The sequence below is a fragment of the Enterococcus sp. 9E7_DIV0242 genome (genome assembly GCF_002140975.2).
GTDB classification, from domain to species: domain Bacteria; phylum Bacillota; class Bacilli; order Lactobacillales; family Enterococcaceae; genus Enterococcus_L; species Enterococcus_L clewellii.
On the sequence record NZ_CP147247.1, the window covers coordinates 1,105,744 to 1,128,602 of the forward strand.

Consider the following 22,859-nt stretch of genomic DNA (forward strand, 5'->3'; position numbering starts at 1 on the left):
TCAAGATGAGGGGCGCTCTTTTTCAAAGCGTCCCTTTAGTGCAATAACTTCTTTTTCTTGGCCCCACCAGAATGCTCTTTTACTCTTGACTATAAGGAAGAGCAATAGCTTATAGTGCCATGTTCATTAGTCGATTCCTTTTCCAGTTTCTGCATAAGACACATAATACATTTGTAAAACGATACTAGCTGAAAAAGCATAACTGTCCTCTCCTACTGAATCTGGATTGCAGCGATAGGTCACTTGTTCGATTTTCGTAAAGCGGTTCATTGTTTCCAATGCTTTAACAAAATTCAATAGGTCCTGTTCTTCAGAAGCTAGAACATCGAACCCAACAGTCGTGTTTCGCAATTGCTTCGGGTCAGTTCCTTGTACTCCTTCCTCATTGTTGGGAAAAATTGTTTCATTTTCAAATGAAACATGTTGAAAGGATACATTTATTGATTCATCTAGTTGCTTCAAACGATCAAAATACTCTTGCAGCTGAATACCATTAGGAATGATTGGTTCATTCTTAACCAGATCCGATTCCAACAATGAAGGCAAATCTTTCACCGTTCTCAGTAATGCCTCTTCCTGAATGATTTCCTGCTTCACGGATTTCAGTTTCTGCGTCATTGTTCCCAGCTCTTTTCGACTTGGTTCGATAGCTAGAAACCAACCACCAACACTTAGCGATACACCTAGGATTAAAATCAACCCTGCAATGATAATATGTTTTCGGGTAAATAAAACTTTATTCATCCGTCGCCTCCTCTGCTTTGGCTACCATCGGCACTTCAGCTTTTTTTAGTCGAATCACAAAATCTGACTCTGTATAGTCATTGTCCCGATTCATCGCTACTGGTTGACAATCATATACCCACTCTATTCTTTCGATTCGCTCTTTAAAGCTCGGAGAATTGGTAAATAAGTCGCCTCTAAATTTTACTGCGATCGAAGGAAGAAGCTCAGTTCCATCATCTCCTACTAATAGTTGATTGTTTGCTTCTGTTTCATCCACCAGATAGATGTCATAATTGATGAGTGTGAGCGATAGCTCTCTAGCCGCTTCACCAACGGCAGTCATGATTGGCTCCATCAGCTTTTGCTCACCTTTTAGAACTTCGATAAACTCCTGCATATCCTTTGATTGCTCCTTTTGAAGCTCAGCAACATTATTTTCCAATCCGATCTTTTCTAGTTGAGACAGTTGGACTGCATTTGTATATGTCTTTACCTGTGTTTTAAAAAACAAATGGGCAATTAGAAAGGCAACGATCAAAATGGCATATAAGATTGCTGCCAGAACAATAATTACTTCCATTGCTCTGTTTTTTATAAATTTTTTCGGTAGTAAATTAATATTCATCCATCAAACCTCTTTCATCGACAGACCCGCAGATAACAAAAAGCGTTCCGGCAAACGTTTCTGATTGGCTAATCGTAGTGGGGACTGCAAGTCTTTTACCGGTAAGTCGTTGGTTGCCTGAATGATCTCAACCACTTCTTCCGAAAGCATCGGGTGACCACCCACGACATAAATCTGTACCAGTTCTTTTCCCGGAGATATTTCCGTTTCAAAGTAGCGAATGACATTATGGATCGTCATCCCTAGCTTTTCCAGCTCTTCTAGCTCGACAGATGGGTTGAATTCTGTTTTTACACTCTGATCTTTTTCGATATACCGCCAGTTCACTTGATTATATTCTTCATATTGCACATAGACAGGTACCAATTGTTCAAAAATCGTAATGGTTGCTGTACCAGAATCTAACTCTACTAATAAAAAGTTTTGTGCCCAGTTGATCCGTTTTTGCAACACACGTGTATAGGCTAAAGAGCTGCAGTCTACACCAATCAGCTGTCCTCCACTTCGTTGAATCAGATAACCTATTTCCTCCAAAATGGGTTCTGAAGTGATAACTACGGGAACTTTTCCATTGACTGCAAATCGGTTCCGCTGAATTTTCACCGCACGTCTGTCTTTCTTTTCCGGCTGCTGTTTGCTTCGCTTCTTCGGCAATTTCTTTTTGCTTTGCTGTTCTAGGATCAACAAATCAAAAATAGGGTTTTCAAATGGAAGCGCAATCGAATCGCCCAACTCAAAATACAAGAATTCCCGAATTTCTTTTTCATTTTTTAAATTGCCTAAAGGAATCTGTCGAATCAATAGCTTGCCGTTCATCACAGAAATGATAAATTCCGGGTTTCTCATATGTACTTCTGCAGCCACTTGCTGCAGCGTATGAATAAATTCTTCGGGATTTCTTACTTTCCCATCCTTGAAAATAGAACCATTAACCACTTTTTCGCCAAAAACAAATTGACCATTTTTTACTGTACAATACCTTAAAACATTCTTTTGTATATCAATGCCGATTGGCGTATGCTTTTTCTTTCCAAACATCTCACTACCTGCCTTTTTTCAAAATAAATGCACGATTCATTCAGTTACATCGCTGAAATCAAATACACGAGCATCGTACCAATTGCTATAAATGGGCCAAATGGAATAAACTTCTGTCTTTCTTTTTTATAAATAGACCAGATAACAGAAAAAATAAGTGCAAGAACTGCGGATAAAAATAATGATAGAAAAACTTGTAGCGGACCCACGAAAATTCCTAATACAGCAAAAAGCTTGATGTCCCCTCCACCCATGCCATTTTTACTAACTTCTCCTAAAATATACAGTGGAACAAAGCCAACGAGAAAACCAGCCAGCGGATACCACCAAAAATCATTTTGAAAAATGAGAGTTCTTTCTAATATGGCTGCAATAAAAAACGGCAGCAGTACTTTATTGGGAATGACCTGATACAACGCATCCGATACACTGATGATCAATAACAAAGAGAGCATTGTCCAGCCCACCAGTACCTCTGGTGATAGGTCGAAGACGAGCGCAGTAAGCATAAACAACAAACCAGAAAGCCCTTCAAAAACAGGGGCACTCACCCCTATTTTTGAAGCACAGTATTTGCATTTCCCTTTCAAGAAAACATATGAAACAATTGGAATCAGCTGCCACCAGGCTAGTTCTTGCTGACAGTTTTCACAATGAGAGCGTCCCAACAATGTCTCTTTTCTAGGAATACGAAACCCAGCAACCATGAAGAACGAGCCCAGACACATTCCTATGATAAATATATAACAATAAACGATTCTTGCAGGTATTGTATAACTCAATATATTCATAAAAAACTCCTTCTTCATAGTTGCTTGATTTTAAACTACTAGTTGAATTTCAATGAGTCACGTGTCAATGCATTAATCGTAGCTGATGTGCTACCAGCAGCAACTGCTGCAGAATTTGTCTTAGAACCAGCATTTACTTGATTGGCAGGTACTTCCATTGTTAATGTTCCACTTGCATCAACTGTAAACATGATTTTAGTAGTATCTACCCATGTAGAGCCAGGCGTTTCCAGATACTTATCATCAATAACATTTTTCAAGCTAAATGGTGCAGTAATTGGTGTTGATGGGCTAGACTGATATAATTTAGCCGCATTCATCGCTTGCTGAATATCTGCAACTGCAGCATCTTCTCTTGAGTTTTGAATCACATTGCCAATTGCTACTAAACCAATTCCTGAAATGATCGCTAAGATTACTACCGTTGCCAATAACTCGATTAGCGTCATCCCTCTTTCATCTTTTAATAGGCGACTCATTCTGCTTTCTTCTTGTAACACTAAAACTTCTGACATTTTTTTGTTCTCCTCCTGTTGTTTCCTTTTTTAAATATCTATATTAGCTGGGTGTCTAGGTTCCAGTTAATAGCCATTAAAATCACTAATTTACTTTGTAAGATCTGATCGAAGAATACATTCTTTGTTCTTTGATCTAATCAGTTTCTCTAAGTATCGATTACCCTTGAATGGATCCATATACTGAGAACATCGGAATCATGATCGCTGCTATGATAAAACCTACGATACCACTAATAATCAACATAACTAACGGCTCCATGATCGTCTTGATACGCACACTCATCTCATCAGCTTCAGCCTCAAAAATTTTACTGAGCTTTTCCAACATATCTTCAAGTGAGCCGGTATTCTCTCCGATTTTCACCATTTGTGTCGCTAATATAGGTACTGCCCAGTTCTGTGAGAACACATTACTCAGACGTCCCCCTTGCTCCACCTCTATTTCACACTGCATCGCCATATTTTGAATGAATTGATTATTGACGACTTCCTTACTCATAGATAGCGCAGTAACCATTGGGACAGAGCTTGACAGTAAAGAAGATAAGGTCGTCATAAAAACGGAAAAGTAGCTTTTTTGAATAAGCTCGCCAAAAATAGGAACCTTTAGCAAGAATGTATCGTACTGCAATCGAAATGCCGGATTCTTTTTTCCAAGAAACAGTCCCAACCAAATCAAAAAGATAACTAATACAATGATCAACCCTTTTGTTTGAAGAAACTCACTGATTTTCATCGTAATTTTGGTAATAGCCGGTAATTCTGCACCAAAGCTTTCAAACACACTCACAAACATTGGAACGATTGAAATCATCAGGAAAATCCCTACACCAACAGAAGCAATCAGCATGATAATTGGATAAATCATTGCAGTAATGATACTGTTGCGATTCGCAGAGCTTTTTTCGTAGTATTTGGCCATCTGTTGCAGATTCTTTTCTAATGAACCAGACATCTCTGCAACAGCAATAACATTCACCAACAAAGGTGGAAATGAGTTGGGATGTTTTCTATAGCTGTCTGACAACGTATGGCCAGCCTCAAGATCTAGCTTCACCTCAGTCAGTACTTTTTTAAAGGTTTTATCCTGTTGCTGTTCCTCCAACATACTCGCTGCCTCAAGAACCGTTATCCCCGCATTGATCAATGTCGAATACTGCTGCAAATAAGCAACAAGTACTTTCAAACTGGTTTTTGAAAAAATAGCCAGCTCTTTATTTGCCACGGTTTCTTTTTGTTCGACTAACGAGATTGGCTTTATGTGCTTTTTCTTCAATAGATTTCCGGCTTCTATTACAGAGTTTGCACGAATACTGCCGCGAGATTTTTCACCTGTGTAAGTCATTCCTTGATAAGTAAACAATGCCACTAGAAATCACTTCCTTCTTCAAGATAGCTCGCTGCAACGTCTGCATCGACACGCCCCGATTGAATCAGTCGGGTAATCGAATTGCTCATCGTGTGCATCCCGTCATTTTTTCCCATTTGCAGCATATTGTTGATTTGATGGGTTTTCCCCGAACGAATAATACTAGCAATCCCCTTTTTGTTGACCAACATCTCTGTGGCAGCAACTCGCCCTTTCCCATCACGCGTTGGCAACAGCCGTTGCGATAAAATACCCACTAACGCACCTGCTAGCTGCGTCCGTACTTGCGACTGCTGCTCCGATGGAAATACATCAACAATCCGTTCAATCGTCGAAGGTGCGCTGGACGTGTGTAAGGTCCCTAACACTAAATGACCGGTTTCGGCAGCTGTCAAAGCAATTGAAATCGTCTCAAAATCCCGCATTTCTCCAACCAGAATTACATCCGGATCTTGTCGAAGTGCTGCCCGTAAACCATTGGAAAAGGATTCCGTGTCACGTCCGACTTCTCTTTGAGAAATGATACTTTTCTTATGTTTATGCACATACTCGACGGGGTCTTCCAACGTCAGTACATGCGTCTTTTTCGAATCATTGAGATAATCCAGCATAGCTGCCAAAGTTGTTGATTTCCCTGAACCAGTAGGCCCTGTTACTAGGAACAACCCTTGGCTTTTGTGAATCATTCGACGTAGCACATCTGGTACCCCTAACGAATCAAGTGTGGGGATATCAATTGGAATTTGCCTAAGAGCAATTGCTACTGCATCAAGCTGCTTGAAAATATTCACCCGAAAACGGCTGACATCTTTCAGTTCATATGCCAAGTCAACTTCACCGGCTCGATTAAATTCTTCCCATTGCTTTTCGGTACAAATACTCTTGCCCATGGCAGCAATCCGATCCGAGGTTAACATGGGAGTTCCCTCGATTGGCTGCAACCCACCATGTAATCGATACATGGGTGGAATGTTTTCAATTAAGTGAATATCCGATACCTTCAGCTCTACCGCACGTTTCAGCCAGCTATCAAGCTCCTGTTTTGGTGTTGTTCGTTCGGTATATGACTCTTTTCGTCGACGATCTTCCGAAGGCTCTGCTGATTCCGTGCGACGTGGACGATAGGATTGACGTGGACTCAAAAAATCGTCCAACTCCTTATCCCGATATCTTTTGGAACGTCTTTTTTCCTCTTCTCTCATTACTCTTTGTCCCCATTCATAAAATCTACTATTCTTCTACAGCCACTTTTAATACTTCATCAATCGTGGTATAGCCAGCCATTACCTTCGCCAATCCGTCGTTGATTAGAAATTTCATGCCTAGTTTCTGAACATATTCCTGCAGCTCATCATTTGTAGCCTGTCTAGTGATCATCCGTCTCATTTCCGGAGTGACGACCAATAACTCTTGGACGGCCATTCTCCCTTGATACCCGGTGTACCCACATTTTGCACAACCGGCACCTTTAGCTAAACGTGTAGCATGCAAGTTATACTCTTCTAAAAATGCCGCTTCTCTACTGGTAATACGTTCCTCTGTTTTACAGCTAGAACAAATTGTTCGCACCAGCCGTTGCGCCAATACACCAGCTAAGGAATTCGCAACCAGAAAAGAATCTACCCCCATATCTACTAAGCGATTGACTGTGCTGACAGAATCATTGGTATGCAGTGTAGATAAAACCAAATGCCCAGTCATAGAAGCTCGTATGGCAATCTCAGCGGTCTCCCCATCACGGATTTCACCGACCATAACAATATTCGGATCCTGTCGCAAAATGGACCGTAAGCCACTGGCAAAAGATAGTCCGATACTGCTATTTACTGCTACCTGATTGATTCCTTCTAACTGATATTCCACCGGATCTTCTACTGTGATGATATTGACATTCGGCTGATTCAGTTCTCCTAAAGCAGCATAAAGTGTGGATGATTTCCCGGAACCAGTTGGTCCTGTAACCAGAAGGATGCCATGGGGCTGTTTTAAGAGCTTACGAAAATCTGCCAGCATCTTTGGATCAAACTTAAAATCTTCCAGTTTTCGAATACCAATAGAACGGTCCAAAACCCGAATAACGATTTTTTCGCCATGAATTGTTGGCAACACCGATACCCGCAAATCAATAATTTTATGTCCGTTCTTCAACATAGCACGCCCATCCTGTGGTACGCGGGTCTCTGTGATATCTAAAGAAGAAATGATCTTCACTCTGGAAGTAACTGCTGATTGGACATTTTTAGGGAGTATCTTTAATTCTTTCATTTCTCCATCTGTTCGAATACGAACAGCTAGATATTTTTCCTGCGGATCAAAATGGATATCACTTGCTCGTCGGTCAATAGCATCTTGAAGCAACGTACTCACTAGCTTGATGATTGGTGAATCATCATTACCAGATTCATGTATCGCTGTCCCAGTCAGCTCCGGCATATCTGCTTCAAACAAGCCATCAATGTTGATATCAGAAGGATAATCACGCACAATTAATTGTTGAATGTCTGCTTCATTAGCCTTGACCGGCTCAATCAATAATCCCGTGATCAAGCGCAGTTCGTTTAGTACTGCATAGTCCCCAGGGTTGCCCATCGCAACAGTCAACCGATTCCTCTGCCTCTTTACAGGAAATACACTATATTCCTTCGCAAAGCTTCTTGGAATGAGTTCTAACAGTTGTTTGTCCAAAGTCATCTTGAAAATATCCAGAGGCTGACTTACCGATACTCGCTTTTCTCTGCTACTTTTGTCTGGTTTATACTTATATCTTCCGCTTAATCGCTCTTCGTCCCTCAACCAGCTTCCTCCTTTCTGGAATGTCGCCTAATTAAAAGCAATTTGTTCGTTATGGTCAATGCTCTTTCCACGCTTAATAGTCAATTGTTTTTATATAATCAAATGTTCTTGAAATCACTTGGATCGCATCCTTATTTGAGGTGTTCACAGGCATTACGATAACTACCTGACCATCACTGGCAGCTTGGGCATCTACAAAACTGTTGACCACCTCAATAGGTATACTTTTGCTGCGTAAATCCGTTTCAAGCTCTAACGCATCTCCGCGATTGAATGGTTGAATAATCAACTTACCATTCAACTGACTTCGACTGACACTGTAGTCAATAAAGCTTGTGTCAAACAACGCTAACTCCGGTAATGTTTTCAAGGAAAGGTACGACCCTTTTTGAATGTCCAAATTGAATGGCTCAACTCCTGTATAATCCAGCTCCATGCATGCGCCATTTTTTATGGTGATACTATTCCAGGATTCCTTGTCTTTATAAAATCCTGAGAAGGTTGCCCCGCCATCCTCTGTCAATGCTTTTCTCCGCTCAGTTTTTGGTGAATCAATAAAGCTCTTTCCAGAAACGGTCAGCTTCGTATCAGAACCATCCAATGTGAGCTTAGAAGGAGTATTAGGATGCGTAAACTCGCCGCTTTCTTGAAAATAAGAGAAGCCCTCTTCTCCTGTTCCACTAGATAACATCGCATTGGTCAATAAAAAGTTGCCTGCCACTGATACATTTCGATGATCCTCTAACTCTGAATGAAGGCTGGCATTCTCACTTACCGGACCTGAATATAGGTTGCTGCTCGCTACAACCAGCGAACCTTTCAAAAAGTCATTCCACATGCTATCTTTTGGATTCTTTTTTCCAGACTCTGTTGCGTAATTAGCAAAAGAGAAGGTTTCAGACCCGGATATTTTTCCTATAGCAACGTCCCCTTTGGCAAAGAGCACACCTTCAGACGATACATTTTCTTTCTTTACAACATTGGTATTGTTCAATAGCAAGTTACCGGTATCAAACTGCCCTACATCTAAAATCAATCGAGATTGTGCTTTTGGCAAATCAATAAGCGTCCCGATCTTAGCCGTGATATGTCCCACTTGTAAATAATTCACAAGTGGTGCTGTATCCGTTGAATTACGCAGCACGAACAGATTGTCCGTTTCAAGCTGACTGCCAGAGGTTCCTTTAGCAGTTACGCCATTTTCCAAGAAAAAGGAACCGGCAAACGTAACATCACGAATCGTTTTATCTCCATTGGAAAAGTCCAAGTAAGAGCCATCCTGCACATCCATAACTAGTCCGTTGACTGCACCAAATCTGAAAGCCGAATAGTTGTTATAGGACGCATAATCAAATAATTGTCTGTCCGTCTGATACCGATAGATTCGATCAAACTTCCTCATCCATTCATCCGCTGAAATTGCCTGTGCACTATTAGGAAGATAGTACGAATAGAAAACATTGCGCCAAACATCCAATGCCAGGATTTCTTCATTCACATCAGCTTCATCCCACTGTATCTCATAGTTATACTCACACTTTGCAGTCGTGGTAGATTGGCTTCCATTCTTTTCTTCTGTAGTCTCTACCTTGATTGGAAAAACTAGTGCCACATTGGTAACTTTATCCAGAGAGACTGTTGACTTTTTCCAGCCATAATTCCCTAATTCTGTATCTAAGACATACGGCAGTACTTTTGTCACTTGAAGCTCGCTACTACTGAAGGATACGCGGTAAGAAAACTGTTGATCACTTCCTATGTCTTCAGCGGTCAACTCGAAATCATTCACCCAACTCTTCACTAGATTTCTAATGATTACTTCATCCGTTCCAAAATTGATCCCTGCTCCTAGCTCCGCTAGCTCTGTCTCCATTTTCTTTTTGATCTTATTGCTGGCCTCTTGTAGGGCATATTCCTCAACATCCTTTACTCGCTTGAATGTATCTACTTGTTCCACTTGGAAGAAAACTGTTCTGGCCAGAATAAAAATAGCACCAATGATTAGATTGACTAGCACGATTGCACCTAATGCGTATAACAGTGCATAGCCGGATTCATTTTTACCATCTTCCATTTCCCGGAACCTCCCCACTTGCCTTTTCATCATCTCTATAAGTCAATACAAATTTTCTGCTGTACACAATGCTGTCCTCATTTTCCTGCAGCAACTCCTCAATCGCCCAAAGCCCAGTTTCCGATGTATAATAACCATCGAAGGCAATATCCTTTTTATAAAAGAGGATCACGCCACTGGTTTGAATGCTGAATGTGTCACGATAATTGGGTGTAGCATAAATTGTTTTCGTTTGTTCGTTTTCATTTTTCTGCTGAATCAATTTGATTTTGATAGTCTTATCTTTTACTTGATAGCCTTGTGCTCGCTGATTTGTTGTATCTAAAATATCTGAAAGATAAAGTGGGTTCTGTCCCTGTGCCAGTGGTTGGATTTCTGCTAAACGATCTTCCGAAAGAGCCTTCACAATATGTGCATCTACCCAATTGCTGCTATTGAACTTGCCACGGTAGCCCGCCTTTTCATAAATGTTTTCGATCGTGCTGATACTTTCCATCTGTGCAACCATTCCATTTGCGGTTTGCTGGATAGCCACCTGTTGCCCTTGTACCTCTGAAGTTTTGGCAATACTAAACAATACCCCACCGAATAATAGAGAAGCTAAGCCAAAAAGAATGATTGCACCAAGCAGCTCGACCAAAGATAAGCCACGCTCGTTATTTAGCAACTTTTTCACTGTTCTCCTCCTATGATTCAGCAACCCAATTGATATAGGTTTCTGTTAATAGATTGCCCTTTATTCTGTCATAGACCTGAATCGTTAGTCCTACACCATCTGTTCGTGGATTATATGCCTGTATCCCTTCTTTTCGACGCACGACTACTTTCACTAAATAGTCAGTTTCTTCACCGGAACGATCGATATACTGTCCTAAATAAAGTTGGTTCTCACTGCTTCGTAATGCTTCCGGTAAAAATTCTGGCTCCGTCAGTCGATACTTGATTTTTTGAATAAATACACCACGTTCAGAATCGTTAACAGGCACTTCAAGTTCTCCATATTTGGCTCGACCGATCCCTGAATCTTTTTGAATCCCGGAATTATCTAAGATCAGATGCTCTCTCCGCTCCGTCTGCTCTGCTGTTAATGCACTAGATGTTTCAACAAATACAAACGTGTTCAAATTCGCGACATCCTGTATCTGCGCTTTATATAGCAGCCACTCCTTCACATCTTCCCGAGCAAAAATTGCTTCTTCCTTTTTCGTATTAAGCTGAATCGCTTGGTTATTTTGATAAATCAATGACGCAATAAAAAGGAAGCACACCCCTAAAATGACAATCGCAAAAAGAACTTCTAACAATGAAAATCCGTGCTCATCTAAACACATTCTTTTCAGCTTTTCTCCATATATTCTTTTTACAGAATAACGCTTATGCTTTTTCATCATGATCCATCTCGAACCTTTCGGGCTTGCTAGCACTGCTCATTTGACATACCTTGCTACTCATCTTCAGCCACCGGGGACATCCCCACTCCTTTTATCGGAGTAGAAATATTTTGATTGCCATGAATCTCTTTTACAGGTTGTTTAAAGATGGATAATTTCTCTTCTACCCAGCTCCTGATCGTATAGGTTTTCTTTTCTTTTTTCTCTGTTGTACTTGCAGTTGTAGACTCTGTTTCTTTTTCAAAACTGTAGCTTGTCGCTGATTTTTTCCCTTTAGCGGCAGTTGAAGACTCAACTGTCTTTGATTCAGTCTTTTTAGTGGCCGAAGCCTTTGTTCCCGGTTTAACGTCATACTGCGTTAAATCATAGGCTTCGATCAGTGCATTCAATTTACTACCATACTGAGTATCCGTTGCATAACGACCTGTTAAGAAGGCTGTCACGTCTTTATAGTTCTCAGTAGTTGATTTCCACGTTTTTTTGTAAAAATCTTTATTTCCATCGATCCCATTTTTCAATAGTTTGGCATAATCCTCCAATGACTCTTTGTAGCTTGGGTATTTTCTAAAGCTGGCAGTGATCGTATATAGACTGCCGCTGCCGTTATCTTCTTGTGTCGAAAAACTCACACTTTTTCCGTTAAAGCTGCCCTTCACCCCAAACAAATTGTAATTGGGTGGACTTGAGAGACTGCTGCTGCCAGAGCCGGTCTCCAATATTGCCTGACTGATCATAACAGATGCATATAGCTCATTTTCCCATGCAATCTCCTGTGCAAACGCACTGATTGAAGCAATGAACTCTCCTGTGCTTTGGTTTTTTACCACTGAAAATTGGTAGTTTTCTTCGACAGTCTCCGTTTCAGCTATACCTGGGAAATGTTCCGCCATTTCTTCCGTAAAGGCTGCTGCTTTTTCTTCCTGAGCAGACTCAGCCTGTTGTCCGACAATAACTTGCCCTGTAAGCCCTGGCGAACTAATCTCTGGCTGTGGCTGCTCGTCACTACTTTCAGTTGGAATGATAGGAGTTGAACTCTCACTGCTCTCTGTACTTGAGTACCCTGTATCAGTATCCTCAGTTGTAGCTGATGAGTTATATTCCACCGAGCTTTCACTCGTTGTTTCATCTAAAGACATATCTAACGAAGAACTATCTAAATAGTATTCTTGCTCTGCTCTTTCAGTTGTCTCGTTTAATGATTCATCCGTATCATTTGATTGCTCCATCGCCATTAACTGCCCCGGATTTACCTTTATCGCTACTGCAAGGACGCTACTGCATAGCAACAGACCTACTATATATTTTGTCTTTCTAGTCATAAAATGATTGCTCTCCCCTCAAATATTGCTGTCGTTCTCTGCTTACTCTTATTCTGGTCGCTTGCGCTTCCTTCCAGATATACCGTTGATAATGACAAGCATTCATTCGGAAAAAAATCATCAGCATCACAAGTAGCATCAATAATATTAAATGAGCGAGTGTCATCTTCTCTTGAAAATCAGTAAAATAGCAAAAGAAAAAGGCGATACCGAAGATGAGTAACAGGACACAAGAAGCAATAAAATGAATCCTATATAACAAGGTATAGCGCCTAAAATCTGAATTACGCTTGTGCATAGTAAAAGAACACTCTCCTTCTTGTTTTTTGATCACATGCTGTCTTATTACTGATAAAAAGACGATGTATACATAGTAACCTTTATATTGACAGAATTTTCAAATAATTGAACTCGGTCAAAAACCTATATGGTCCCTTACATTCCGCATATCAACTAAGAACACCTATCTGTAAACGATCATTCTATTTCTATATCTAACATATACCCTTTTGCCCAAACCGTACGAACGATGTCTGAACTACTAGAATTGGTACTCTTCTTAATTTTTCTTCTTAAGTAACAGACCAAATTAGCCAGACGTGCGCGATAAGAGTCCACTTCTTCTTCCTGCCAAATAAAATTTTTAAGCTCTTCATAGCCAAATACTTTTCCGCGTTCACTACCAAGGATAACAAGCAAGCGATATTCCAGCTTAGTCAAGGGAATCTCTATACTATCTGCAATCCGAATACTTCGATTTTCTTCGTAAATATGGAGTAACTCGGTCGGTTGTTCCTTCGACTGAATCGCGTTGTTTGTTGCCTTTCCATCATGATGACTAACGCTATTATGTATAATGAGTTCAAGCTCTGTCGGTGTGCAGTCATTAGAAATATTTCCATGCATACCTAACTTTAAATAGACTAAACGATTAAGCTCTACGATTCGATTTGAAAAAGTCCAAATAAAAGCGTTCGTTTTTTCTTTTATTTGAAAAACCAAATTACAGATTTCCCAAAGAACAACTTCACTTTCTTCTTGAAAATGAAGGATTACCGCATCCACTTCATCTCCCGCATCAAGCAACTCTTCTGGTTCCATCAGATGAACATCGTACTGGTTTGCTCGCAATTCATTTATATACCTATCATCTATCTTTCCATTAATGTTGACTATACTAACTGTGTACATCCAAGTCACCTCTATCCATTTCTCTATTTAATTACTTCAAAAATAGTTACGAACTTCCAAAAACTCTATAATTTTTCTTGAAGACTTCCTCTTTCTTAAATTGCTCTTGTTTACTTTCCTGCTTTTTTTCTGGCTGAATAGCCTGTGCATCAATTATTTTTCTTAAAAAATAATTTTCTCCTTGCAGCAAGTCAAAATAAGCGGCTTTGCTGACTAAGCTGTTGTAATCTGGTTGCGCTATTTTGACATAAGGGGAGCGAAACCACGGAGATTGATTGATGAGTACACGCATATCGATCGCACGGCATTCGTCCATCACCATATAAATATCACTGTCAAAGATCATTTCCTTTAACGGTCTTAAATGTTCTTCTTTGTACACCGTTGCATTTTCAAAAGCAGAAGTTTCGGCAGCTTGCTTGACGAGTTCTTTATTAATTTCCCACAGTTTTTCCAAGTACCTCGCTTTTTGTTTCAAGTAAGAATACTCTCGTAAACTAATTTGTAAAAATTTCGAGTTTTTTTTCTCTTCTGATTTTTGTAGATAACTGATGCTAGAATCAATGACTGTCTGTTCTAACTTTTCTATTAGAAGCTCCAGCCTTTCATTCGCAATACGCATCCGTTCTTTCGTATAATTGCTTCGTTTTGCTTCTTCTTTATAAACCAATAACTGGTTTTCCAAGCTAGCTGTTTCATCTGAAAACTGGAGCTGCTTTGGCCGTACTTCTTTTTGGAAAGACTGTTTTTCTTCCGTTCTATGTACTGACTGAAAATCGAGTAATTTCTTTACTGCAATTTGCTGTTCTATTTCGCGACACAGTACTTTTACTGCTTCTTTTATTGGAAAAAATAATTGCTGTTGAATACTGGCTTGTAGCTGTATATCAAAGGGGAATCCCTCTTCTCGATAAACAATGGGAACAAACTCAATGTAATACCTTTGTCGCCCATGCTTTTTCACTTCTCTTTTACAGCTCACCCAGGCAAACTGAGGGAGCAGAACTGCCAATTCCTGCAGAACCCGCTCCCATTTTAATTCCCCTGATATTATTGAAATCTCCATATGGCAGACAGCTGTCATGACCTCAAACATTGCTTTAAAGCGCGCATTGACCTGTTCGTACTCACACTTCCCCTTGAGCTGCCTTCCCAAATGAAGTTTTTCACAAATTAAACAAACTTCTTCCAACGTTTCTCGTTTATAAAGAAGCTCGTCTGTTAACGGGGCTGATGTCGGGTAAATGGTCACTTGCAGTTCTTTTCTCTTCATTAGTGAATTTCCCTCCCCGTATTTCTAGCTGGCCAACTCTTTCTGCACTCGCGATTAGTCTATCAAAAGTGTGATTGGATTCTTTTTTCATTTCTACCAATCTTTCACGATATTTCTCGGCTTCCTGCTTAACCATGTGTAGTTCCATTGCAGATTCTGCCAAAACTTTTCGAGCATCGGCTTCAGCTGTTTCACGAATTTGTTCGCCTTCCCATTGCGCTCGGGCAATAACTTCGCGCTGTTGTTCCTTCGTCTCAATAATAATATTTGCCAAATCATTTTTTAAGACATCCTGTTGTTGAAGCTGCTTTTGCAACTCACTGATTTGTTGATTTTGATCAATAATCTTATTTTCATAGGTCCGCTTCACAGAATCCACCTGATTGTCTTGCTTTCTCACCTGTTGTTTGCGATCTGCAAGCTCATCTTCCAACTGCTCTATATGATTCTTGTATTCTCTTAAAACTGCATCGGAGTCACTTCTTATTTGAGCGATTTCATCCTCTAATTGTCTTCTTAGCTCAATAGAAGCTGTTTCAGCAACGTTTTCTTTTTCAGCTAATAAATTTGTGACTTTATAAAGTTCCTCTTGCTTTTCTTCTAGCTGATCTGTCAATCGCTCAACAGTTTCTTCCAAATGATCGATCTCGTGCTTCAATTCTTCCTCTTCACGGCGAGAATCCAACGGATCTTCATAGCGCTGATAGCCCTCTCGCTCTTTCTTTTTTTTAGCAGTCATTTGTGGGCGATCATTGTATTCTTCTTCCTCATAATCCGTGTATTCATCATAATCTTCTTCATCTTCATAAATGTACACTTCATCGTACTCCTGATCGTCTTTACGTTTTCCTAATCCAAACATGTCTATCACTGCTCCAATCCAGTACTTATTTTATTTTTTCTTCATTTCTGCAAATCAGACATTTAGCAACTTTGATTCAATAAATTTTTAAATAAGTTCTTTGATACATTCCCAGTTCAATTAGTTGACAACTTTCTTAATTCAACTAAAATTGAGAAAAAAGTTCGTACCGTCAATGGTAGCAAGTGATTCGAAGAAAATTGACCACTTTTCTGACGTGCTATAATGACTCGTAAAACATTGTATCCAAGGTTGCCATCGCTACTCTTCTGGTTTCCATTAGCGAGTCTGTATAAGTATCTAACGTCATTTTTACTGACTGATGGCCAAGTATCTTGCTTAAACTGGCTATGTCGATATCTTTCTCTATACATCTAGTTGCGAAGGTATGTCTTAAAATATGAAATTTTACATTGTCCAAACCAGCAGCTTTCAGATTTTTTTTGAAATGGTTTGTAATGGTACGTGGCTCCAACAAACCTTGACCATTCCCAATCACATACTCTGAGGTTGCTTCTTTGCTTTTTTCAAGCAAATAATTTTTTAAATTATAGGCCAAAGGAATTTGCCGAATCGAGTAGCTCGATTTAGGACTACCTTCAATTACTTTCGTTTTAGATAGCTGTGATGACTCATCAAGTACTCTTGACACCGTTCGCTGGACATAAATCAACTCATTGTCAAAATCGATATCAGACCATCGCAAACCGCTGATTTCTCCAATCCTCATTCCTGAGTAGAGAGAAAGGATGACTGGTGAACAGCCTCTTTCATGAAACGCCACGATCTCCAAACGCTTTTGTTGGGCGATCGTCAATGCATGAACCTCCCTTTTTCTCATCTTTGGTAATTCAACGAAATCACAGGGATTCTCTGAGATATACGCATGCTTTTTTGCATCATTCAATGATTTTTTTACAATATTAAAGACATTTTTGATCGACCCAGCAGTTAATTCCTTCTGTAATCCATAGATAAAATTCTGTATATCCTTTGTCTGTAGCTTCGTAAGTGGATAATTTCCCAAGCGAGGTAGAATATGTTTTTTGATTAAACGGTAATAATTTGAATATGTTGTTGGTTTTACTTTGTTTTTTACTTGCGTGGTTGCCCAATACTGTAGCCAATCCGCAAAAGAACCATAATATGGATTAAGAGGCCCACTTTTTTCCAATCTCTTTGCTTTTACTTGAATCAGTTTTTCTTTTACTTCTGTATATTTCTTTCCATAAACAGAGCCGTAGACGATTTTCCCGCTGGTTGTCCGCATCTTAATATAACGTCCTTCCCAGCGTCCATCTTTTCTTTTATAAATATTTTCACCCTTTTTCGCCAAAATAATCGCGTCCTTTCTCCATATTCGTTTGACAATCTTTTTGACGGCTTATTCCATAATTTTCACATCATTTCTGCATTTTATTTGAATTTCGTTTCTTTTTTTAGATCGAAGTAAGCATAAAAAAATATTTATGAGATTTTCTTGACATAAAATAAACGGATTGTTAGAATGATATTGTCATAAGATGAGCAAATCATGAAAACCAATAAAAATAAACTGTCAATTCAATATTTTTTATTTCTCAATTTTAGTTGAATTAAGAAAGTATATAGCTATATTTTTTTGCTATTTTCAACTAATAATCTAACACAAAATTCTCATACAACATAATTAAAATAACATACTGAATCTAATAATTGTTAAAAAATTCGAAATTCATCAAAAGAAAATAGATATTTTTTATTTTCTATTTCAATTTCTTTTTTGCTGTAAAAGATACTTTATTTTTTGAATATCACGAAAAAATAACACGAGCCGTCAGACGATTTTTTCGCAAAGTTTTTTCAGCTAAGAATACCAAATAAATACGACCCAGACTTTCCTTAATTTTAGGAAAATCCGGGTCGTATTTATTTGCTTGTATAAGTCTGAAATAACAAAATGCTCAGACTATTTAATTACCATAAAATCGTAAGAGGTTGGACACGATTTATCTTGCCGCTTCCATAGAAACTGTCGAAGTGGTCATTTCTGCTTGCGTTTCTTCCTTTTGCAAAATCCACGTTAAGATGAACGACAGGACCGTCGATACAAGCATCATAATGATTCCTGCAGCGATGTTAGCTGTCCCTTTGTCTCCTGAAAACCCTAGTATTGCCATCAAGCTATTTTGTGGAACATATAAAGTCACATGCATGATTCCGGCAAAACAACCAGCTACTCCTGCACTGATACAAGCTGCAATCAACGGCTTCTTGAATTTCATTGTTACACCATACAGTGCCGGCTCTGTAATCCCCATGATGGCAGAGATTCCGGCTGCAGTCGCCACAGTTTTCAGACTCTTATCCTTTGACTTCAAAGCCACAGCTAGGGTCGCTCCCCCTTGGGCAAGATTCGCGCAAACCTGAGCAACAAGAATCAGTGACTCTGTCCCTGTTGCAGCAAAAGAAGCAACAAAAATCGGCGTCAAGGCATGATGCATCCCTGTCATAACGATGAATGGCATGGCAGCCGCCAACAAAGCCACCATGATGAAGCCAAGCTGCCCTTGCATCAGCTCGATAAACCAAGCCAGTCCTTTTCCTGCATAGTTACCCAATGGACCAATGACGATCAATGCCAAAGGTGCCGAAATCAATAGAACAAGCGTTGGGTTCAAAAGAATTTTTAGTGCTTTTGGTGTGAGCTTGTCTACGCCCTTTTCAATGTATGACATCGCCCATATCGTCAGAAGAGCGGGAATCACCGAAGCGGCGTAGCTGATACCTTGAATTGGCATACCAATAAAAGAAATTGATTCTCCTGAAGTCACCCACGAAGTAAAGTTCGGGTGTAGAAAAATGCCGACCACAACAACTGCTATAGAAGTATTGACTTTAAACTTACGAGAAGCAAAAACGGCCAAGAGAATCGGCATAAAATAAAATGCGCCATCTCCAATAAAATCTAATACGCGATAGGTCGATGATTCGTTTGACAACCAGTGAAACGTCGTTCCTAGAGAAAGAATAACCTTAATCATTCCGGCTGCGGTCAATGCCGGAATCATCGGTGTCATACAGCCAGTGATTGTATCAACTACTTTATCTAAAACAGAGGCGGAGGTCGATGCTGACTTTTCTTGTTCCACTTCCTGATCCCCGTTAACGATCCCCTCTTCAAGAACTGCCTGAAAAACGGTAGCAACGTGGCTGCCAATAATGACTTGATATTGGGTCGGTGTTGGATTCACACCAACAACACCCTCAATCGTTTTCAGCTGTTGCTCGTCCACTCGCTGGTCATCCACCAATGAAAATCTAAGTCTCGTAGCACAGTGAACCACAGAATAAATATTTTCGCTGCCCCCAAGTGCAGCAATGATCGTTCTTGCCAATTCTTTATTTTTACTCATTTTAAATCGCTCCTTTTGCGAATGTTTGCAGTTGCTTTACTATTAGTCAAATACGGTGGTTCCTTTTGATTCAATGACATCTTTATAAAAATAATAGCTGGTCTTTTTATAGCGTTTGCCAGATCCATGCCCATTGTCATCCTGATCTACATATACGACACCATAGCGTTTACTGATTCGTCCCTCGCTAACACTTGGTAAATCAATGATTCCCCACATCATATATCCCATTAACTCAACACCGTCTTCTCTTATCGCAAGGATCATGTTTTTAATATGTTCCTTCAGGTAATCCACACGATAGGGGTCGTCGATCGTTCCATCTAAAAAGGTGTCCTGAGTGCCAAAACCATTTTCTACAATAAAAAGTGGTTTGTGGTATCTTTCATAGAGCTGATTCAAGGTGATCCTTAAGCCGACAGGGTCATTCTGCCAGACACTTTTACTTTCAGGTAAATAGGGATTTCTCAGCGTTACAAAACCATTGGTTGCAACAGTCTCTTTTCCCTCTGTTTCAGCCGCTGTACAGGCACTTGAATAGTAACTAAATGAAACAAAATCAACAGTATTTCTCTTTAATAATAGTTGTTCTTCGTGTGTGATATGCACCTGTATCCCTTGCTTTTCAAAGAAATGGGCCGTATGCGCCGGGTAGCTGCCAAAGACTTGAACGTCTGAGAACATCAAGTTTTCCTGTTCATGCTTCAACGCCGCAAAAACATCCGCCGGGCTACAAGTGTAGGCATAGGTTTTTCCAGCCGCCAACATCGCACCAAATTGATTAGCCCCATTTATTTTTTTACCAGCTTGGATCGTCAACGCATTTGCCAGCAATTGATGATGTCCTGCTTGATACTGCAAAGAACGGTTATCCTGGTCCTCTTCAAACAGTAAACCACCGCCAATAAAGGGGATATGCAGAACCATATTCATCTCATTAAACGGAATCCAATACTTGATTCTGCCATCAAAATAAGCCATGATCGTTTTTGTATAATGAACATAGTAATCGATCACTTCCCTTGCTGCCCAACCATTATATGCTTCCACAAGATGGAGTGGGATTTCAAAGTGGCTCAAAGTTACAATCGGCTCGATATTGTATTTTTCCAACTCCTGTAATAATCGATCATAGTAGTCCAACCCAGCTTGATTTGGTGCTCCCTCATTTCCTTTTGGAAAAATGCGCGACCATGAAATCGAAAAGCGAAAACTATTAATACCCAATTCGCTCAATAACTTGATATCTTCCCCATACGTGTTGTAAAAGTCGATACCGATTCTACCTGGATAAACTTCTTGTGTACGTGTTGTCAGAATGTTCTCTTTTCGATTCTTAAAAACCGGCTTCAATCGCTCCTCATTCAAAGGCAACTGATCAAAATTAGATGGACCTCTCCCATCACTCGTATAATTCCCTTCACATTGTGCTGCTGAAACCGCTCCACCCCAAAAAAATTCATTTGTCATTTCCATAGTCTTAATACCTCTCAAAAATAGCTATTTTTTTTATGATATTCTCTTTTCATTTGTTTCGTTCGTCGACGATACAATCATAATAACGGATTATCAACCGTTTTCATTCCCATAAAATTGTCTTATTATTCTCAAATATTGCGCTTTACTCTCATTAGAAAGCACACTTTCTTACATGATTTTTTCACTAAAAAAACTGAACAGCCGGTTTCTCAAACGGCTGTTCAGCTTCTTCCTAACTATTCATTTCATGATTTAACCAGTTATTTATAAATGCCAACTGTTCCTCCGTATGAAACCAATGCTCCCCTTGTTCCATCACAGTCAGCTTACAGTGAAATTTCTCGGAAAACTGCTCCACTAACGCACGTTCAGTTAAATCATCCTTATCCCCATACAAGATTGCAGTTGGATTTGTCCAGTCATCGATTGGCTGCTGCTGCGCGAAGATTAAATATTCCCATGACAATTCCTGTCCAAAATCGGTTTGAATGATTTGCTCCTGTTCCAACCTTTCTTCTGAAACATTTGACCAACGCATCATATTTTCTATCAACTGCTTCATATCCAAAATTGGAGAAACAAACAGGCTTTGCTCAAGCTTTTTATCCGCAAATGCAAGCATGCTAAACCATGCTCCAATACTATTTGCTCTCAAGCTGATTTGATCCCATTGCGCTTGCATATACATCCAAACTTTTTGAAGCTCAGGGACCACGATCCATGGAACAAAGCCTCTCTCACTCTTTCTCTGACCATGCTCAGGCAGATCAACGCTTAATACTTGCCATCCCTTAGCTGTTGCTTTTTCTGCCAATCGCTCTGCTTCTTCCTTGTACCCATTTTGGCCATGAACGAATAAAAATACTTTACTAGACTTCGCTCCATAAATGATTGCCGGCACCTGATCTATCTCAACGATTTTCTTTTCCATCATCGCTCATTCCATCTCCTTGGTTTTAGTACTACTACTCAAAACAGACCTCTCTGTCTCTCACAAATTAGTAGGATGTACTGGTTATTACTCACTATTTTTCGCTCTGTTCCTCTCTTCATCGTGCTGTTCCTGTCCTCCGTATACTATTCTTATTGAATCCCCATTCTTTTTCGATAATCTAAAGGAGGCAATGTCATGGAACGCTTAAACAAACGATAGAAGGTTTTATCACTCTCGAAGCCCACCTCTGAAATAATCTCAGAAACATTTTTATCACTATTGATTAACAGCCATTTCGCTTTGTCTATACGATAATCATTCAAAAAAGTAATAAACGTTTTTCCTGTATTTTTCTTAAAAAAACGCGTGAAGTAAAAAGGACTGTAGCCGACCTTGGCCGCAGCATCTTGAAGGGTGATATGCTGTTGATAGTGTCCCTCAACGTAACGAAAAACCATATCCAGCTTTTCAAGAATTTCATTATTTTTGATGCCATTGATTTCCTGAATCACTTTATTTTTCCCTTTTGGCAGTTCTCTAATACACAACACTGCCAGTTGAAAAATGGCTGACTTGATCGCATATTGATACCCCTTTTTCTGCTCTTGATTCTCAAGATAAACCGCTTCTAATATTTTTCGTACCTTCTTTTGATGGGATTCCTGCCATTGTGTGCTTAAAGGTAAAATGTTCGGGAAGCTATGGGAAATATCTGCCTGCTCCACACTCACTGAGGAAAAAAAGCTGAAATCAAATTGATAAACCAAGCGCTCGCTTCCCGGAGAAGCCAACACATAATGGATATCACCACTATTAATAAATACGATTCCCCCTTCAGATAGCATGTAGGGTTCATCGTTGATTCCTAATGTGATTGTTCCTTTCGTCACGTAAATCAGTTCCAGCTCACGATGCCAATGAGGCGTCGTTAAAATATCGCCGTCATTCACCAACACCCGAAATGGAAACTCTTTATCTAATTTCGGCATCTCCAAATAAATCGCCATTATTCTAGCCTCCAATCGTACTAACCCACTTCTCACTCGATTATTTTAATCTACAGTGCTTTTCCTATATATTC

The 22,859-nt window shown here is 39.7% G+C and carries 21 protein-coding genes; all 21 read right to left on the reverse strand.

The window, feature by feature from the left end; translation table 11 throughout:
- Positions 1-126 precede the first annotated feature (126 nt).
- The 21 genes from A5888_RS05200 to A5888_RS05300 all read right to left on the reverse strand — a co-directional run bounded on the left by A5888_RS05200 (position 127) and on the right by A5888_RS05300 (position 22,785).
- Positions 127-744, reverse strand: a complete 618-nt coding sequence (locus tag A5888_RS05200; protein WP_086348135.1) for a hypothetical protein — start codon at positions 742-744, stop codon at positions 127-129.
- Positions 737-1,351, reverse strand: a complete 615-nt coding sequence (locus A5888_RS05205; protein WP_086348136.1) for a hypothetical protein — start codon at positions 1,349-1,351, stop codon at positions 737-739. Before A5888_RS05205 ends, A5888_RS05200 begins: the two co-directional genes overlap by 8 nt.
- 3 nt (positions 1,352-1,354) lie before the next feature.
- On the reverse strand, positions 1,355-2,389 hold the full coding sequence (pilM, locus tag A5888_RS05210; protein WP_086348137.1) for a type IV pilus biogenesis protein PilM: 1,035 nt from the start codon (positions 2,387-2,389) through the stop codon (positions 1,355-1,357).
- Between the two features lie 44 nt (positions 2,390-2,433).
- Positions 2,434-3,180, reverse strand: coding sequence for a prepilin peptidase (locus tag A5888_RS05215; RefSeq protein WP_086348138.1), 747 nt, complete (start codon positions 3,178-3,180; stop codon positions 2,434-2,436).
- Positions 3,181-3,218: 38 nt separating this feature from the next.
- Positions 3,219-3,695 carry a type II secretion system protein gene (locus A5888_RS05220; RefSeq protein WP_086348139.1) on the reverse strand — a complete coding sequence of 159 codons (477 nt, stop codon included), beginning with the start codon at positions 3,693-3,695 and terminating at the stop codon, positions 3,219-3,221.
- A 160-nt stretch (positions 3,696-3,855) separates the two neighbouring features.
- Positions 3,856-5,067, reverse strand: a complete 1,212-nt coding sequence (locus A5888_RS05225) for a type II secretion system F family protein (RefSeq protein WP_086348140.1) — start codon at positions 5,065-5,067, stop codon at positions 3,856-3,858.
- Positions 5,067-6,269, reverse strand: a complete 1,203-nt coding sequence (locus A5888_RS05230; RefSeq protein WP_086348141.1) for a type IV pilus twitching motility protein PilT — start codon at positions 6,267-6,269, stop codon at positions 5,067-5,069. Before A5888_RS05230 ends, A5888_RS05225 begins: the two co-directional genes overlap by 1 nt.
- 28 nt (positions 6,270-6,297) lie before the next feature.
- Entirely contained in the window at positions 6,298-7,860 is a 1,563-nt protein-coding gene (locus A5888_RS05235; RefSeq protein WP_249274421.1) for a GspE/PulE family protein, read from the reverse strand.
- Positions 7,861-7,933: 73 nt separating this feature from the next.
- Entirely contained in the window at positions 7,934-9,934 is a 2,001-nt protein-coding gene (locus A5888_RS05240; protein WP_086348142.1) for a hypothetical protein, read from the reverse strand.
- Positions 9,921-10,610 (reverse strand): hypothetical protein, encoded by a 690-nt coding sequence (locus A5888_RS05245; RefSeq protein WP_086348143.1) that lies wholly within the window; start codon positions 10,608-10,610, stop codon positions 9,921-9,923. The genes A5888_RS05240 and A5888_RS05245 overlap by 14 nt, the downstream gene beginning before the upstream one ends.
- Positions 10,611-10,620: 10 nt before the next feature.
- Positions 10,621-11,322 (reverse strand): type IV pilus modification PilV family protein, encoded by a 702-nt coding sequence (locus A5888_RS05250; RefSeq protein WP_170924710.1) that lies wholly within the window; start codon positions 11,320-11,322, stop codon positions 10,621-10,623.
- Between the two features lie 56 nt (positions 11,323-11,378).
- Entirely contained in the window at positions 11,379-12,644 is a 1,266-nt protein-coding gene (locus tag A5888_RS05255; protein WP_086348145.1) for a glucosaminidase domain-containing protein, read from the reverse strand.
- Positions 12,637-12,942: a hypothetical protein gene (locus A5888_RS05260; RefSeq protein ID WP_086348146.1), complete on the reverse strand. Its 306-nt coding sequence runs from the start codon at positions 12,940-12,942 to the stop codon at positions 12,637-12,639. The genes A5888_RS05255 and A5888_RS05260 overlap by 8 nt, the downstream gene beginning before the upstream one ends.
- A gap of 179 nt (positions 12,943-13,121) precedes the next feature.
- Entirely contained in the window at positions 13,122-13,835 is a 714-nt protein-coding gene (locus A5888_RS05265; protein WP_086348147.1) for a helix-turn-helix domain-containing protein, read from the reverse strand.
- Positions 13,836-13,881: 46 nt separating this feature from the next.
- Complete coding sequence (locus A5888_RS05270) at positions 13,882-15,108, reverse strand: hypothetical protein (RefSeq protein ID WP_086348148.1); 1,227 nt, start codon at positions 15,106-15,108, stop codon at positions 13,882-13,884.
- Positions 15,038-15,970, reverse strand: coding sequence for a hypothetical protein (locus A5888_RS05275; protein WP_086348149.1), 933 nt, complete (start codon positions 15,968-15,970; stop codon positions 15,038-15,040). Before A5888_RS05275 ends, A5888_RS05270 begins: the two co-directional genes overlap by 71 nt.
- Positions 15,971-16,190: 220 nt before the next feature.
- A complete protein-coding gene (locus tag A5888_RS05280; protein WP_086348150.1) occupies positions 16,191-17,306 on the reverse strand; it encodes a tyrosine-type recombinase/integrase in 1,116 nt (371 codons plus the stop codon).
- A 652-nt stretch (positions 17,307-17,958) separates the two neighbouring features.
- Positions 17,959-19,365, reverse strand: a complete 1,407-nt coding sequence (locus A5888_RS05285) for a PTS transporter subunit EIIC (protein ID WP_086348151.1) — start codon at positions 19,363-19,365, stop codon at positions 17,959-17,961.
- Between the two features lie 42 nt (positions 19,366-19,407).
- Positions 19,408-20,841, reverse strand: a complete 1,434-nt coding sequence (locus A5888_RS05290) for a family 1 glycosylhydrolase (RefSeq protein ID WP_339101977.1) — start codon at positions 20,839-20,841, stop codon at positions 19,408-19,410.
- Positions 20,842-21,076: 235 nt separating this feature from the next.
- On the reverse strand, positions 21,077-21,778 hold the full coding sequence (locus A5888_RS05295) for an alpha/beta hydrolase (protein WP_212647170.1): 702 nt from the start codon (positions 21,776-21,778) through the stop codon (positions 21,077-21,079).
- 149 nt (positions 21,779-21,927) lie between these two features.
- Positions 21,928-22,785, reverse strand: a complete 858-nt coding sequence (locus A5888_RS05300; protein WP_086348153.1) for an AraC family transcriptional regulator — start codon at positions 22,783-22,785, stop codon at positions 21,928-21,930.
- Positions 22,786-22,859 lie beyond the last annotated feature (74 nt).

Excerpts from the sequence above, each read along its gene's own strand:
- A5888_RS05275 (WP_086348149.1), bottom strand. The coding sequence starts at position 15,970 with ATGTTTGGATTAGGAAAACGTAAAGACGATCAGGAGTACGATGAAGTG.
- A5888_RS05295 (WP_212647170.1), bottom strand. The coding sequence starts at position 21,778 with ATGATGGAAAAGAAAATCGTTGAGATAGATCAGGTGCCGGCAATCATT.
- A5888_RS05290 (WP_339101977.1), bottom strand. The coding sequence starts at position 20,841 with ATGGAAATGACAAATGAATTTTTTTGGGGTGGAGCGGTTTCAGCAGCA.
- A5888_RS05300 (WP_086348153.1), bottom strand. The coding sequence starts at position 22,785 with ATGGCGATTTATTTGGAGATGCCGAAATTAGATAAAGAGTTTCCATTT.
- pilM (WP_086348137.1), bottom strand. The coding sequence starts at position 2,389 with ATGTTTGGAAAGAAAAAGCATACGCCAATCGGCATTGATATACAAAAG.
- A5888_RS05260 (WP_086348146.1), bottom strand. The coding sequence starts at position 12,942 with ATGCACAAGCGTAATTCAGATTTTAGGCGCTATACCTTGTTATATAGG.
- A5888_RS05200 (WP_086348135.1), bottom strand. The coding sequence starts at position 744 with ATGAATAAAGTTTTATTTACCCGAAAACATATTATCATTGCAGGGTTG.
- A5888_RS05215 (WP_086348138.1), bottom strand. The coding sequence starts at position 3,180 with ATGAATATATTGAGTTATACAATACCTGCAAGAATCGTTTATTGTTAT.
- A5888_RS05220 (WP_086348139.1), bottom strand. The coding sequence starts at position 3,695 with ATGTCAGAAGTTTTAGTGTTACAAGAAGAAAGCAGAATGAGTCGCCTA.
- A5888_RS05265 (WP_086348147.1), bottom strand. The coding sequence starts at position 13,835 with ATGTACACAGTTAGTATAGTCAACATTAATGGAAAGATAGATGATAGG.
- A5888_RS05240 (WP_086348142.1), bottom strand. The coding sequence starts at position 9,934 with ATGGAAGATGGTAAAAATGAATCCGGCTATGCACTGTTATACGCATTA.
- A5888_RS05285 (WP_086348151.1), bottom strand. The coding sequence starts at position 19,365 with ATGAGTAAAAATAAAGAATTGGCAAGAACGATCATTGCTGCACTTGGG.
- A5888_RS05270 (WP_086348148.1), bottom strand. The coding sequence starts at position 15,108 with ATGAAGAGAAAAGAACTGCAAGTGACCATTTACCCGACATCAGCCCCG.
- A5888_RS05255 (WP_086348145.1), bottom strand. The coding sequence starts at position 12,644 with ATGACTAGAAAGACAAAATATATAGTAGGTCTGTTGCTATGCAGTAGC.
- A5888_RS05230 (WP_086348141.1), bottom strand. The coding sequence starts at position 6,269 with ATGAGAGAAGAGGAAAAAAGACGTTCCAAAAGATATCGGGATAAGGAG.
- A5888_RS05250 (WP_170924710.1), bottom strand. The coding sequence starts at position 11,322 with ATGAAAAAGCATAAGCGTTATTCTGTAAAAAGAATATATGGAGAAAAG.
- A5888_RS05205 (WP_086348136.1), bottom strand. The coding sequence starts at position 1,351 with ATGAATATTAATTTACTACCGAAAAAATTTATAAAAAACAGAGCAATG.